Source organism: Tsukamurella conjunctivitidis, from assembly GCF_007858475.1.
Classification (GTDB): Bacteria; Actinomycetota; Actinomycetes; order Mycobacteriales; family Mycobacteriaceae; genus Tsukamurella; species Tsukamurella conjunctivitidis.
The window spans coordinates 232,328-246,483 of the sequence record NZ_VIGX01000003.1 but is presented as its reverse complement, the minus strand read 5'-3'; the positions used below and the strand labels follow the sequence as shown (position 1 = coordinate 246,483).

General features: G+C 70.6%; 13 protein-coding genes. 6 read left to right on the top strand and 7 right to left on the bottom strand.

Annotated elements, in window-relative coordinates:
* The first annotated feature begins 28 nt into the window (after positions 1 to 28).
* Positions 29 to 1,636 (top strand): alpha/beta hydrolase, encoded by a 1,608-nt coding sequence (locus tag FK530_RS08185; protein ID WP_166443264.1) that lies wholly within the window; start codon positions 29 to 31, stop codon positions 1,634 to 1,636.
* Here FK530_RS08185 and FK530_RS08180 read toward each other — a convergent pair whose 3' ends face one another.
* Positions 1,637 to 2,212 (bottom strand): FKBP-type peptidyl-prolyl cis-trans isomerase, encoded by a 576-nt coding sequence (locus FK530_RS08180; protein ID WP_158645050.1) that lies wholly within the window; start codon positions 2,210 to 2,212, stop codon positions 1,637 to 1,639.
* A 76-nt stretch (positions 2,213 to 2,288) separates the two neighbouring features.
* On the opposite strand from FK530_RS08180, the gene glnA (FK530_RS08175) reads away from it, so the two are divergent.
* From glnA (FK530_RS08175) to FK530_RS08165, 3 genes are read left to right on the top strand one after another with little or no spacing between them, the layout of a single operon-like run.
* Entirely contained in the window at positions 2,289 to 3,629 is a 1,341-nt protein-coding gene (gene glnA, locus FK530_RS08175) for a type I glutamate--ammonia ligase (RefSeq protein WP_146486529.1), read from the top strand.
* A gap of 13 nt (positions 3,630 to 3,642) precedes the next feature.
* On the top strand, positions 3,643 to 6,672 hold the full coding sequence (locus FK530_RS08170) for a bifunctional [glutamine synthetase] adenylyltransferase/[glutamine synthetase]-adenylyl-L-tyrosine phosphorylase (RefSeq protein ID WP_146486528.1): 3,030 nt from the start codon (positions 3,643 to 3,645) through the stop codon (positions 6,670 to 6,672).
* A 24-nt stretch (positions 6,673 to 6,696) separates the two neighbouring features.
* Positions 6,697 to 7,635 (top strand): endonuclease/exonuclease/phosphatase family protein, encoded by a 939-nt coding sequence (locus tag FK530_RS08165; protein ID WP_146486527.1) that lies wholly within the window; start codon positions 6,697 to 6,699, stop codon positions 7,633 to 7,635.
* A 4-nt stretch (positions 7,636 to 7,639) separates the two neighbouring features.
* On the opposite strand, the gene FK530_RS08160 is transcribed toward FK530_RS08165, so the two are convergent.
* From FK530_RS08160 to FK530_RS08150, 3 genes are all read right to left on the bottom strand, one after another.
* Positions 7,640 to 8,116 carry a nitroreductase family deazaflavin-dependent oxidoreductase gene (locus FK530_RS08160; RefSeq protein WP_146486526.1) on the bottom strand — a complete coding sequence of 159 codons (477 nt, stop codon included), beginning with the start codon at positions 8,114 to 8,116 and terminating at the stop codon, positions 7,640 to 7,642.
* 73 nt (positions 8,117 to 8,189) lie between these two features.
* On the bottom strand, positions 8,190 to 8,846 hold the full coding sequence (locus FK530_RS08155; RefSeq protein WP_146486525.1) for a class I SAM-dependent methyltransferase: 657 nt from the start codon (positions 8,844 to 8,846) through the stop codon (positions 8,190 to 8,192).
* A gap of 3 nt (positions 8,847 to 8,849) precedes the next feature.
* Positions 8,850 to 9,398 (bottom strand): FKBP-type peptidyl-prolyl cis-trans isomerase, encoded by a 549-nt coding sequence (locus tag FK530_RS08150; RefSeq protein ID WP_146486524.1) that lies wholly within the window; start codon positions 9,396 to 9,398, stop codon positions 8,850 to 8,852.
* A gap of 99 nt (positions 9,399 to 9,497) precedes the next feature.
* Here FK530_RS08150 and FK530_RS08145 point away from each other — a divergent pair, with 99 nt between their 5' ends.
* The gene (locus tag FK530_RS08145; protein ID WP_146486523.1) at positions 9,498 to 10,016 is read left to right on the top strand and encodes a P-loop nucleotide/nucleoside kinase family protein; all 519 of its coding nucleotides are present in this window, start codon (positions 9,498 to 9,500) and stop codon (positions 10,014 to 10,016) included.
* Positions 10,017 to 10,094: 78 nt separating this feature from the next.
* On the opposite strand, the gene glnA (FK530_RS08140) is transcribed toward FK530_RS08145, so the two are convergent.
* Complete coding sequence (gene glnA / locus FK530_RS08140) at positions 10,095 to 11,528, bottom strand: type I glutamate--ammonia ligase (protein WP_068530127.1); 1,434 nt, start codon at positions 11,526 to 11,528, stop codon at positions 10,095 to 10,097.
* Positions 11,529 to 11,715: 187 nt separating this feature from the next.
* On the opposite strand from glnA (FK530_RS08140), the gene FK530_RS08135 reads away from it, so the two are divergent.
* Positions 11,716 to 12,198 carry an RDD family protein gene (locus tag FK530_RS08135; RefSeq protein ID WP_146486522.1) on the top strand — a complete coding sequence of 161 codons (483 nt, stop codon included), beginning with the start codon at positions 11,716 to 11,718 and terminating at the stop codon, positions 12,196 to 12,198.
* Positions 12,199 to 12,282: 84 nt separating this feature from the next.
* Here FK530_RS08135 and FK530_RS08130 read toward each other — a convergent pair whose 3' ends face one another.
* A complete protein-coding gene (locus tag FK530_RS08130) occupies positions 12,283 to 13,047 on the bottom strand; it encodes a DUF4191 domain-containing protein (protein ID WP_146486521.1) in 765 nt (254 codons plus the stop codon).
* An 18-nt stretch (positions 13,048 to 13,065) separates the two neighbouring features.
* Positions 13,066 to 14,094, bottom strand: a complete 1,029-nt coding sequence (gene lipA / locus FK530_RS08125) for a lipoyl synthase (RefSeq protein ID WP_146486520.1) — start codon at positions 14,092 to 14,094, stop codon at positions 13,066 to 13,068.
* Positions 14,095 to 14,156: the final 62 nt, after the last annotated feature.

Sequence of the window (14,156 nt, the reverse complement as noted above, 5' to 3'; positions counted from 1 at the left end):
GGGACCGCCGCGTGGCAGGATCGGAAGGATGAAGGCAGGCAAGCCCGTCCTGACCGCGCTCGCGGTCCTCTCCGCGGCCGTACTCGCGGGATGTTCGGTCCAGATCGGGGGGACCGCGGAACCGGCGGGCGGATCGGTCGCGCCCAGCACCGGTACGGCCGCCCCGACGTCGGTGGCGGGTGTTCCCGCGCCGCTGCAGAAGTACTACGGGCAGCAGATCACCTGGGGCTCGTGCGCAGCGATGGCGAAGGCCGACGACATCACCGAGTACGACAAGACGAAGCTCGAGTGCGGACGCCTCACGGTGCCGATCGACTACGACGACCCGGCGGCGGGCGAGACGAAGCTCGCCGTCGCGCGGGTCAAGGCCACGGGGCAGCGCCGGGGCTCCCTCCTGATGAACCCCGGCGGACCCGGCGGCTCCGGCGTGCAGCAGGTCGCGGGCAAGTCGATGGAGGCCGGCAAGTTCGAGATCGCGAGCAGCTTCGACCTGGTCGGCTGGGATCCGCGCGGCGTGGGCGCGAGCTCGCCCCCGGTGAAGTGCTTCAGCGACAAGCAGCGCGACGAGAACCGCCTCTCCACCCTGGCGTTCGACAACTCACCCGCGGGCATCGCGAAGCAGGAGGCGTTCAACAAGTCCCAGGCGGAGCTGTGCGCCCAGAAGATGGGCAAGACCTTCCTCGCCAACGTCGGCACCGCCGACACGGTGCGCGACCTGGACGTCCTGCGCGCCGTGCTCGGCGACGCGAAGCTCACCTACCTCGGCTACAGCTACGGCACCTTCATCGGCGCGATCTACGCCGAGACGTTCCCGGATCGGGTCCGGGCCATGGTGCTCGACGGTGCCGTGGATCCCGCCCTGGACCAGATCACCTCGAACGTGCAGCAGATGGCCGGGTTCCAGACGGTCTTCGACGACTGGGCGAAGGACTGCGCGAAGTACACCACGTGCCCGGTGGGGACCGATCCGGCGCAAGCGACGGCGCGGTATCAGCAGCTGGTGCGCCCGCTCATCGACAGGACGGTCCGCGGCGAGGGAGGGCGGCAGCTGAGCTACAACGACGCCACCACCGCCACGATCCAGGCGATGTACGCGCAGCAGCTCTGGGAGCCGCTGCGCCGGGGACTGACCGGTCTGCAGAAGGGCGACGGCTCGCTGCTGCAGCGGATCGCCGACCTCTACCTCAACCGCGACGAGCTCGGGCGGTACTCGCCGATGATGGATGCGAACACCGCGATCAACTGCGTCGACGGCCCGGCCGTCACCGACCCCGCCGACCTCGCCCGGCTCGACACCGAGATCCGGAAGGCGGCACCCTTCCTCGACGACGGCCGCGGCACCGGGCGTGGAGCGAAGGGCACGTGCGCCTTCTGGGCCGCCGCACCGACGCTCAAACCGCACGAGGTGAACGCCGTCGGCGCCCCGAAGCTGGTCGTCGTCTCGACCACGCACGACCCCGCGACGCCGTATCAGAACGGGGTCGACCTGGCGAAGCAACTCGGCGCCTCGCTCATCAGCTTCGAGGGCAGCCAGCACACGATCTCGCTGGAGGGCAATGCGTGCGTCGACGACGCCGTCACCGCCTACCTGCGCGACCTCACGGTGCCGGCGGCGGACCTGCGCTGCACGGCCTGATCAGTTCGCGGCCAGGACGCGGATCGCGAAGATGAGCGTGTCGCCCGGGGCGACACCCGCGCGCGGCTCGCCCTTGGGGTAGCCGTCGGCAGCGGTGACCGCAGTGACAACGGTGGTCCCGGATCGTTGCCCGACGAGTGCCGATCGGAAGCCCGGGACCACATCGGGCAGGGCGATCTCGGCGGACGTCGCCCGCGAGAAGGCGTCGTCGAAGACCGTGCCGGTCCGGCCGTTCACGCTCTGATAGCAGACGGTGACCACCGACTTCTCCGTGAGCGGCGCGCCGGAGCCGGCCTCGGCGACGACGGTCCGAGACCGGTCCACCCGGTAGGGCGTCTCGACGGTGATCCGTGGCGCGGCGGCCGCGGTCGGCGGAACGACCAGCGCGCGGCCCGTGACGCCGTCCAGCGTGATCGCCCTGGCGTCCGCCGCCGGGGCGGCCGCGGGGCAGCCGTCGATCGCCCCGGTCGTCGGGCTGCTCGCGGCCGATTGCTCGGTCCCCGCGCCGCAGCCGGCGACCGTCAGGACGCACGCGGTCGCCGCGGCGGCGGTGAGGCGTGCGAGCGGTGCGTCCACGCCCGGCACGCTACTCGGGTATCCCCGCGGCGGGTTGTAACACGCCGTTAACACCTCCTCGCTTAGGGTCGATCCCATGGATCGGCAGCAGGAGTTCGTGCTTCGCACCATCGAGGAACGGGACATCCGCTTCGTGCGGCTGTGGTTCACCGATGTGCTGGGGTTCCTCAAGTCCGTGGCGATCGCCCCCGCGGAGCTGGAGGGCGCGTTCACGGAGGGGATCGGTTTCGACGGTAGTTCGATCGAGGGCTTCTCCCGGGTCTCGGAGGCGGACACCGTCGCCAAGCCCGACCCGTCGACCTTCCAGGTGCTGCCCTGGACCAGCGGCGACGGGGAGATGCACTCCGTCCGCATGTTCTGCGACATCGCGATGCCCGACGGGACGCCGTCGTGGGGCGACAGCCGGCACGTGCTGCGGCGTCAGCTCAACCGCGCTGCCGACCTCGGCTTCTCCTGCTACGTGCACCCGGAGATCGAGTTCTACCTCCTGAAGAAGGAGTCCGGGCCGCACGGCATGCCGATCCCCGCCGACAACGGCGGCTACTTCGATCAGGCGGTGCACGAGTCGGCGCCGAACTTCCGCCGCAAGGCGATCGAGGCCCTCGAGGCCATGGGGATCTCCGTCGAGTTCAGCCACCACGAGGCGGGCCCGGGGCAGCAGGAGATCGACCTGCGGTACGCGGACGCGCTCTCCATGGCCGACAACGTCATGACCTTCCGCTACCTGGTCAAGGAAGTCGCCATGACCGAGGGCGTGAAGGCGTCCTTCATGCCGAAGCCGTTCTCGGCCCACCCGGGCTCGGGCATGCACACCCACATGAGCCTGTTCGAGGGCGACTCCAACGCCTTCCACGATCCCGACGACGAGCTGCAGCTCTCCGCCACCGGTAAGGCGTTCATCGCGGGCATCCTGCACCACGCGCCCGAGATCTCCGCGGTCACCAACCAATGGGTGAACTCCTACAAGCGCCTGGTGACCGGCGACGAGGCGCCCACGGCGGCGACCTGGGGCGCGGCGAACCGCTCCGCGATGGTCCGCGTGCCGCTCTACACGCCGAACAAGGCGAGCAGCCGCCGCGTCGAGGTGCGCTCGCCCGATTCCGCGTGCAACCCGTACCTGGCGTTCGCGGTCCTGTGCGCGGCCGGACTCGAGGGCATCAAGGGCGGCTACGACCTGCCCGAGGCCGCCGAGGACGACGTGCGGCAGATGACCGCTCGTGAGCGCCGTTCGATGGGCTTCAAGGATCTGCCCGCCAGCCTGGACGACGCGCTCGTGCTCATGGAGAAGAGCGAACTCGTGGCGGAGACCCTGGGGGAGCACGTCTTCGAGTACTTCCTGCGCAACAAGTGGTCCGAGTGGAACGACTACCGCGCCGTGGTCACCCCGTTCGAGCTCGACCGCTTCCTCTCCCTGTAGGGCGGGGCGTACGGTGCCGCCCACGAACCGCGAGGTCCGCCGCCCCAGCGCGGGCCGGCTGGGGCTCCTCGATCCGAACGCCGAGCTCGACCTTGAGTCCCTCGGGTGGGCGGACGCGGAGTGCGCCGACGTGCTGTGGGCGCTCTCGCGCGCCGCCGACCCGGACTGGACGCTGCGCGCCCTCGTGCGGCTACGGGAATCCGTGGGCGGCGATTGGGCGGAGATCGACGGCCTGATCCGGGACGACACCATGTTCCGCGGCCGGCTCTTCGGGCTGCTCGGCGCCTCCGATGCGCTGGGCGACCACCTCGTCAGCCATCCCGCCTCGTGGCGGCTCCTGCGCGACACCGCGCCCCTGAAGTCGCGCGACGACCTCATCGCCGCCATGCTCGCCACCGTCGGCGCGGTGAAGGTCCCCGGGCGCCGGGACGACGACCTCCTCTACCGGGCCGCCGTCACCGGTGGAGCCGCGATCGCCTCCCTGCGGGACGGCTACCGGGATCTGGTCATGGTGCTCGCCGCGCGCGACCTCGCCCAGCTCGTCGAGAACGAGCCCACGCTGCCCTTCTCGGTGGTCGGCGCGCACCTCGCGGACCTCGCCGATGCGGCGCTCACCGCCGCGCTCGCCGTCGCCGTCGCCACGGTGTACCCCGACGACGACCCCCAGGGGCGCCTCGCCGTGGTCGCCATGGGCAAGTGCGGCGCGCGGGAGTTGAACTACGTCTCCGACGTGGACGTGATCTTCATCGCCGAGCCCGCCGACGGGGCCTCGGCCCGCCTCGCCGGGGAGATGATGCGGATCGGCTCCGCCGCGTTCTTCGACGTGGACGCCGCGCTCCGCCCCGAGGGCAAGGCCGGCAGCCTCACCCGCACGCTGGAATCGCATGTGGCGTACTACAAGCGGTGGGCGAAGACCTGGGAGTTCCAGGCGCTGCTCAAGGCCCGGCCGCAGACCGGCGACCTGGAGCTGGGGTACGACTACCTCGGCGCCCTGAGCCCGATGGTGTGGGAGGCCGCCGAGCGCGACGACTTCGTGCAGGACGTGCAGGAGATGCGCCGCCGTGTCGAGGAGAACATCGCCCCCGATCTCCGCGAGCGCGAGCTGAAGCTGGGCCGGGGCGGGCTCCGCGACGTCGAGTTCGCCGTCCAGCTCCTGCAACTGGTGCACGGCCGCACGGACGAGACGCTCCGCGAGCGGAGCACCGTGGATGCGCTGGCGGCGCTCACGGCCGGTGGTTACGTGGGGCGGGACGACGGCGCCAACTTCACCGCCTCCTACGAGTTCCTCCGCACGCTGGAGCACCGGCTGCAGCTGCGCCGCATGGAGCGCACGCACCTGCTGCCGCCGCCCGACCACGAGGAGGCGTGGCGCTGGCTCGCCCGCGCCGCCCACATCCGGCCCGACGGGGATCGCGACGCCGCGGGCGTGCTGCGCGCCGAGCTCAAGCGGCAATCGGCGCGGGTGCGCAGGCTGCACACCAAGCTCTTCTACCGGCCGTTGCTGGACTCGATCGCGAACCTCGACGCGGACGCGGTGAGCCTGAGCGACGACGCGATCGTCGCCCGCCTCGCCGCGCTCGGCTTCCTGCAGCCGCAGCACGCGCTGGCGCACCTCAAGGCGATGGCCGATTCCTCGCGGCGCGGCCGGATCCAGACCATCCTGCTGCCGACGCTGCTCGAATGGCTCAGCGAGACTCCGAATCCCGACGCCGGCCTGCTGAACTACCGCAAGCTCTCCGAGGACCTGCGCGACGTCGAGTGGTACCTGCGCGTGCTGCGGGACGAGTCGGTGGTCGCGCAGCGCCTGATGACCGTTCTCGGCTCCTCGACCTTCGTGGCCGAGCTGCTCGCCCGGTCGCCCGACGTGATCCGTCTCTACGCCGACGGCGCGACCGGCCCCAAACTGACCGAGCCCTCGCCGCGTGAGGTGTACAACGGCATGCTCGCCGCGGTCAGCCGGGCCCATCACCGGGACCGGGCGATCGCGGTCGCACGGGCAATGCGGCGCAGCGAGATCGCGCGCGTCGCCTCCGCCGACATCCTCGGCATGATGACGGTGCCCGAGGTGTGCACGGCGTTGTCGTCGGTGTGGGGCGCCGCCCTCGACGCCGCTCTGGTGTCCGAGATCGCGACGTCCGTGGTCGAACGCGAGTCCAGCCGCAGCGCCTACCAGCCCGGCGCGCCCGCGCGGATCGCCGTCATCGGCATGGGCCGCCTCGGCGGGCACGAGATCGGTTACGGTTCCGACGCCGACGTGCTCTTCGTGTGCGCGCCGAACGAGGGCTACGAGGACTCCGACGCCGTGCGCTGGTCCAATCTGGTCGCGGACGCCGTGCGTACGAGGCTGGGGGCACCGTCGGTGGATCCTGGCCTCGAGGTCGACACCGGGCTGCGTCCCGAGGGGCGCAACGGGCCCGTCGTGCGGACCCTCGCCGCCTACCGCGCGTACTACCAGCAGTGGGCGCAACCGTGGGAGGTACAGGCACTGCTGCGCGCCACGCACGTGGCCGGCGACGAGGAGATCGCGCGCGAGTTCCTGCACCTGGTGGACGAGACGCGCTACCCCGAGGGTGGGGTCTCGCCCGCGACGGTCAACGAACTGCGGCGCATCAAGGCCCGCGTCGATTCCGAGCGACTGCCCCGCGGCGCGGACCCGGCGACGCACACGAAGCTCGGCCGCGGTGGCCTCTCCGACGTGGAGTGGACCGTGCAGCTCGAGCAGTTGCGGCACGCCAGCGCAGTTCCCGCGCTGCGCAACACCTCGACGCTCGAATCGCTCGACGCGATCGAGGAGAACGATCTGCTGCCGGCGGAGGACGTCGAGCTGCTGCGGTCGGCCTGGCTCACCGCCACCCGCGCTCGCAATGCTCTGTTCCTGGTGCGCGGCAAGCCCGTCGATCAGCTGCCCGGGCCCGGCGCGGTGCTCTCCAACGTGGCGTACGTGGCCGGCTGGCGGGGCAGCTCGCTGGACTACCTCGACGACTACCTGCGCACGACCCGGCGCGGGCGCGCCGTGGTCGACCGGGTCTTCTGGGGCGAATAGCGCCGCAGCGGGCAGGATGTCCGCATGAGGTTCTTCTTCCGGACGGCGGCGAGCATCGTCGGCACCGCAGCGCTGCTGGGCGCGCTCCTCGCGCTCGTACTGCACTTCTGGCCCGGCACCGATCGGGTGACCGTGGCCGCCGCCGCGGTCTCGCCGGTGCTGTGGCTGGCCCTCGTCGCGATCGCGGCGGTGTGCCTGCTGTACGTCCGTGCGCTGCTGCGGCTGGTGCTCGTGGCGGCGGTGGCGGCGGCGGGGATCTGGGTGCAGGCGCCGCTGTGGCGGGGCGAGCCGGCCCCCGCGAATGCCGGCCTCACGGTGCTCACCGCGAACATCCAGGTGGGAGCGGGCGACGCCGACGCGCTCGCGACGCTGGTCCGCGAGAACCGCGTCGACGTGCTCGCCGTCCTCGAGGTGACCGACGAGGCGGCGCAGCGGATCGCCGCGTCGACGATCGGCACCGACCTGCCGCACTCGCTCGTGCGGCCGGCGGCGCTGGCCAACGGCACCGCGCTCTACAGCCGCCACCCGCTCGCGAGCACGGGGGTGGTGCCCGGATTCGTCATGACCGCGCTCACCGCCGTCGCGACCGTTCCCGGCCGGGGCGATGTGCAACTCTTCGCGCTGCACCCGACGCCACCGCTGGACGCCGACACCTGGGACTCCGAGTTGCGCCGCATCGGGACCCTGTTGCAGGGCGTACCCGAGGGGCGGCCCGTCGTCGCGCTGGGCGACTACAACGCCACCTACGACCACGTGCGCTTCCGGAGCCTGCTCTCGCACGGCTACCGCGACGCGGGGCAGCTCGCGGGCGCCGGGTGGTTGCCCACGTATCCGACGGACAAGGGCTATCCGCCGGTGGTCGGCATCGACCACGTCCTGCTGCGCGGACTCGGCGCAGCGGAGGTGACGGCGCACGATATCCGGGGCGCCGATCACCGGGCGGTACTGGCCCGCGTGGGCTGACGAGCTAGGCCACGCGCAGTTCCAGGCACTGCGCGACGCCGAACATCCGGAGCGTGCGCCGTGCACCCGCGGGGATCTCGTCGAGCACGTCCGCGGTGTCGACGATCCGGGGGTCGGTCCCCGTCATCGTCGTGCCCCGGCGCAGCAGGTCGACGGTGCCCGCCGCCCGGATGTTGCGGACCCAGTCGGTGTCGGGGCCGTAGGGGAGGGCGATGATGAGCGCGCCACGGTCCGTCCCGAACGCGTCGACGGGGGTCTCGTAGGCCCTGCCGCTGCGGCGGCCCACGTGCCGCACCACCGTACGGGTGGAATCGGGCGACTCGGCCCCACCCATGGACCGCGGATTGGTGAAGTCCCGGTTGACGCGGCGTACCAGGTCCAGGACGGGGCGGATCCGGAAGCGGATGCCCGCCAGGATCACCGCCACCGCGGCGAGCGGGAGGAGCACCACGGCTCCGACGACGACGGACAGAACGCGCATGACGCCTCCAGGGATCGGTGTGCCTCCAGTCTTGCCGGGGCGCGCGGCCGGCGCCTCCGGTGAATCCCTGAGATCAGGCAGGGGCCTGCCAGGAGAGGGTGTACCGGAAGGGGATCCGCCGGCGCACCACCGCACCGGGCAGGATCGCCGCTGCCGCGGTCGCGATCTCGTCGAAGGTCTGCTGTGGGGCGCGCACCGGGAATGCGGGTGGCGGGGCCGGTGCGGTGGCGGGCGCGGGGTGCCGGAGGGCACCCAGGACCGGATTGACGAGCGCGGACCTGCTGACCCACAGGGCATCCCCGAGCGTCTCGGGCCTGGACAGCCCCACGACCAGTAGCCGACCGCCCGGGGCGAGCAGGTCGCGGCACCGGGCGAGCGTCGATTCGAGGTCGAGGTGGTGCAGGGTGGCGATCATCGTCACCAGGTCGTAGGGGCCCGCCGCGGCGTCGAACCCGTCGAGGACCCGGATGTTCGGCACGCGCCGTGCGGCGGTGGCCGCGCGCATCCCGGCGTCGGCGTCCGCGGCGTCGACGGTGCGGAACCGTCCCGCCAGGCGCTCGGCGAGCAGCCCTTCGCCGCAGCCGACGTCGAGCGCCCTGCCCCGGCGGGAGGGCAGGTTGCGCAGGATCCACCCGTGGAAGTGATCGTTGTGGCTGAAGGGATGACGGGCGTTGAACCAGTTGAGCGCACGTATCGGCAGCCCGAGGGCGGGCCACGTGCGAATGTTCATCGCCTAGTTCGCCGACAGGATCTTGATCGCGAAGATCAACGTGTCGCCCGGCTGGATCCCCACGGACGGCTGCCCGGTCACGTAGCCGTCCATCGGAGCGATCGCCACCCCCACCGACGTACCGACCTTCTGGCCCGCGATGGCCTTCTTGAAGCCAGGGATCACGCCGTCCAGCGGGAACGAGGTGGGCGTGCCGCGGTCGTAGGTGCTGTCGAAGCGCTCGCCGGTCCGGCCGTTCACGCCGAGGTAGCAGACCGAGACGGTCGCCGTCTCCCCGACCACGGCACCGTCGCCCGGCGGGTTGAAGGCCTGGACGTGCGTCTGCGCCACGGAGAAGGGCTTCTCGACGGTGATCTGCGGCGACGCGGTGTCCGTGGGCCCGGTGACGACGATCGAGCCGGTCTGTCCCTGGTAGGTCCAGTCGGGGGAGTTCGCGGTGCTGGGCGCACCCGTCGGGCACGCCGCGGACGCCTCCGGGGTGCTGCAGGCGGTGAGCGCCCCCGCCGCGAGGACGGCGACGGCGACGGCGGTGGTCTGGCGGGAGGCGCGCATGGCCTCGAACCTACCGCCTCGCCGGAGGATCTCGGCTCAGCAGTGCCCGCGTCGCCGAGCACGGGTGGCCGTCCGGGATCGCTGCGCTACGTTGGTGCGATGATCGTCTGGCTCAACGGCGGATTCGGTGCGGGGAAGACGACGCTGGCGCACGAGTTGCATCGCCGGATACCGGGGGCGGTCGTGTACGACCCGGAGGACGTGGGCTCGATGCTGTGGAAGTGGCTGCCGCGCAACGAGGACTTCCAGGACCTGCCGAGCTGGCGGGAACTCGTCGTGGCCGCGGCGCTGTCGTTACGGCGGCACCACGCCGAGACACTGATCGTGCCGATGTCGCTGCTCCGCGATGCCTACCGCGAGGAGATCCTCGGCGGGCTGGACGAGGCGGGGGAGCCGGTCCTGCACGTCTTCCTCGACACCGATCCCGAGGTGATCCGGGCCCGCCTGCGGTCACGGGCCGTCGACATGGGATTCGAACCCGACGCGGCGGGCTGGGCGATCGACCGCCTCGATCCGCAGGCCGCGTCCCGGCAGCCCGCCGGCACCGTCGTGCTGCGCTCGGACCACCTCGGCCCGGCCGATCTCGCCGACGCGGTGCAGGCGGCCCTGGCCCGCTAGCAGCCCCCCCCCGGAGACGCGAGCGGCCCCGCACCGTCGAACGACGGTGCGGGGCCGGTGAGCTTGCGTCCCTACGACTTACACGTCGTAGTAGAGCTCGAACTCGTACGGGTGCGGGCGGAGGTTCACCGGGGCGATCTCCACGTCGCGCTTGTACTGGATCCAGGTCTCGATCAGGTCCTCGGTGAAGACGCCACCGGCGGTGAGGTACTCGTGATCCTCCTCGAGGCGGTCGATCACGGCCGGGAGCGAGGTCGGGGCCTGCGGGATGCCCTTCGCCTCCTCGGGCGGCAGCTCGTAGAGGTCCTTGTCGACGGGGGCGTGCGGCTCGATCTTGTTCTTCACGCCGTCCAGGCCGGCCATCATCATGGCGGCGAAGGCCAGGTACGGGTTGCCCGAGGAATCGGGGCAGCGGAACTCGATGCGCTTGGCCTTCGGGTTGTTGCCCGTGATCGGGATGCGCACGCAGGCCGAGCGGTTGCGCTGGCTGTACACCAGGTTGATCGGCGCCTCGTAGCCCGGCACCAGGCGCTTGTACGAGTTGATCGTCGGGTTGGTGAAGGCGAGCAGCGACGGGGCGTGGTGCAGGATGCCGCCGATGTAATAGCGCGCGATGTCCGACAGACCGCCGTAGCCGGCCTCGTCGTAGAACAGCGGCTTGCCGTCCTTCCAGAGCGACTGGTGGGCGTGCATGCCCGAGCCGTTGTCGCCGAACAGCGGCTTCGGCATGAACGTGACGGTCTTGCCCTCCTGCCACGCGGTGTTCTTGACGATGTACTTGAACAACTGGACGTCGTCGGCCGCGTGGAGCAGCGTGTCGAACTTGTAGTTGATCTCGGCCTGGCCGCCGGTGCCCACCTCGTGGTGGCCGCGCTCGAGCGTGAAGCCGGCGTTCTTCAGGTTCGTGGAGATCTTGTCGCGCAGGTCCACGTAGTGGTCGTACGGCGCGACCGGGAAGTAGCCGCCCTTGTTGCGGACCTTGTAGCCGCGGTTGGGGGAGCCGTCCTCTTCGATCGGGCGGCCGGTGTTCCACGAGCCGGAGATCGAGTCGACCTCGTAGAAGGAGCCGTTGATGCTCGAGTCGTAGGACACCGAATCGAAGATGTAGAACTCGGCCTCGGCGCCGAAGAAGCAGGTGTCGGCGATGCCGGTGCTGAGCAGGTACTCCTCCGCCTTGCGCGCGATGTTGCGCGGGTCGCGGCTGTACGCCTCGCGGGTGAAGGGGTCGTGGACGAAGAACGAGATGTTCATGGTCTTCGCTGCGCGGAAGGGGTCGATGCGCGCCGTGGTGACGTCGGGCAGCAGCATCATGTCGGACTCGTCGATCGACTGGAAGCCGCGGATCGACGAGCCGTCGAACGCCAGGCCGTCCTCGAAGACGCTCTCGTCGAACGCCTCGGCGGGGATGCTGAAGTGCTGCATCGTGCCGGGCAGGTCGCAGAAGCGGATGTCGACGTACTCGACGTTCTCCTTCTTCAGGTAGTCGAGAAGTTCCTCTTTGGTAGTGAACACCTGTTACTTGCTCCTTCGTCGTCCGGCGGTGACGTTCACGGTCGTACCGTTCGCACCACCACCGAGGTTACGAGAATGAACGTTATGGACGAGGTGTTGCCCAAGAACTAACGCAATGTTTCAACGGTGTTACACATCCAGGGCCGTCCGGGAGGCCGCCGAATCGGACACCACGTACCCTGGGGCCATGCGTCGAGAAACGGGATCATGGCTCTCCGGTGCCTCCGCGGCACTGCCGGAGGGCTCCCACGGGGAGTACCGCGGGCAGGCCCTGGGGCTGCCGCGCGACGGTGTCGGGTCGGCCGCGGGATCGGGTCGCCGCGTGTTGGGGCTGTTCCTGGACTGGGTGCCGTCCGCGCTGATCGCGGTCGCGATCGTGGGGCCGGGCCGTGTCGCCGCGGGGGAGCCCACCGCCTTCGACACCCTCGCGCTCGGTATCTGGTTCGCCGTCGGCGTGCTGTCGGTGACCCTCTTCGGCTTCACACCGGGGCAGTACTTCGCCGGCCTGCGCGTCGCCCGGATCGAGAACCCGCAGATGCGGGTGGGCTTCGTCCGCGCCCTGGCCCGCAACCTGCTGATCGTGTTCATCGTGCCGCCGCTCATCCAGGACGTGGACGGTCGCGGTATGCAGGACCGTGCCACCGGAACGATCGTCGTCAAGGGCCGGTAGCGGCCGACGATTCCCGGTGCCTGCGAGGCTCGGGCGCAGAAACGAACTCGGGGCCCGCAGCGCGGGCCCCGAGTCACGTCGTCGTCAGTTCGATCCGGTCTTACGCCGGACGGTGCGCTGGACGCTGCGCATCTTCGCGCCCTGCGGCAGCGGGCCGCGGGGCATCTGCGCGCCACCGGTGCGCGTGGACAGGGCAGAGAGGCGGCCCTCGAGCTCGTCGATCTTCTTGCCGTTGATGTTCGACGGGAGCTTGTTCAGGGAGCGCTGCAGCTTCCGCAGCGGAACCTGCCCCTCCTCGTTGCCCACCGTGAACTCGTAGATCGGGGTCTGGCCCACGACGCGCGCCGTCTTCTTCTTCTCCTGGGCGAGCAGGCCCTTGATCCGGCCCTCGTTACCCTCGGCCACGAGGATCACGCCGGGCTTGCCGATCACCCGGTGCACCGCGTCGGCGTGCGTGGTCCGCGCGACGGCCTGCGTCACGCGCCATGAGCCGCGCATGTTGTCGAGCGCCCAGCCGGCCGCGCCGACCTGGCCCTCGTTCTTGGTGTACACGCTGCGTTCGAGCCGGCGGGTGAAGACGATGAACGCGCCCAGCGCGCCCAGCAGTACGCCGAGGATGAGGAACATCCACCACGGCTGCCCGATGACGACGCCGAGGGCGATCGACAGCACGATCGCGCCGACGAACACCGCGACCATGATCGGTACCAGCGCCTTGTCTTCCTTGCGCTGCATCTGGAACGCCTGCCACATCTGCTTGCGACGTTCCTTCGAAGCGGCCCTGCGTGCCCGCTTCGCCTCGGCCTTCTGCGCCTTCAGCTTGTCGGCCGCTGCCTTGTCCTGTGCCATGTCTCCCAGCTTAATGTTCTACTTCGCGGCGGCGGCCATGCGGCTCAGAACCGACGTCGCCTCCTGTGCCGCATCGCCCTCGGCGGTGAGGTGCGCCATGTTCTCCGGGATCGGGCGGCCGTGGTGCGCCATCGCCTTCGCGTAGAGCTTGCCCGCGCGGTACGACGAGCGGACGAGCGGCCCGGCCATCACGCCGGCGAAGCCCATCTCCTCGGCGGCCTGCGTGTGCTCGACGAACTCCTCGGGCTTGACCCACCGTTCGACCGGGTGGTGCCGCGGCGAGGGGCGCAGGTACTGGGTGATCGTGATGATGTCGCAGCCCGCGTCGTGCAGGTCGCGCATCGCCTCCGTCACCTCCTCGGGGGTCTCGCCCATGCCGAGAATGAGGTTCGACTTGGTGACCAGGCCGAAGTCGCGGGCCTGGCGGATCACGTCGAGCGAGCGCTCGTAGCGGAACGCGGGGCGGATGCGCTTGAAGATGCGCGGCACCGTCTCCAGGTTGTGGGCGAGCACCTCGGGGCGGGACTCGAAGACCTCGGCCAGCAGCTCGGGCTTGGCGTGGAAGTCGGGGATCAGGTTCTCGACACCGGTGTTCGGGTTCAGCTTGTGGATCTGGCGCACCGTCTCGGCGTACAGCCACACGCCCTCGTCGGGCAGGTCGTCGCGGGCGACGCCGGTGATGGTGGAGTAGCGCAGGCCCATCGCCTGGACCGACTCCGCGACGCGGCGCGGCTCGTCGCGGTCCAGCTCCGCCGGCTTGCCGGTGTCGATCTGGCAGAAGTCGCAGCGCCGGGTGCACTGCTCACCGCCGATGAGGAAGGTGGCCTCGCGGTCCTCCCAGCACTCGTAGATGTTGGGACAGCCCGCCTCCTCGCACACCGTGTGGAGGCCTTCACGCTTGACGAGGCCCTTGAGTTCGGTGAATTCAGGGCCCATCTTCGCGCGCGTGCGGATCCAGTTCGGCTTGCGCTCGATCGGGGTCTGTGCGTTACGGACCTCGAGGCGGAGTAGCTTGCGGGGGTTCTCCGGGGTACTCACCCCGTTCATGCTACGCCCGGCGCCGAGCCCCGACGGTGTCGCGGGTCACGCCCGATCGCCCGCGATTGTTC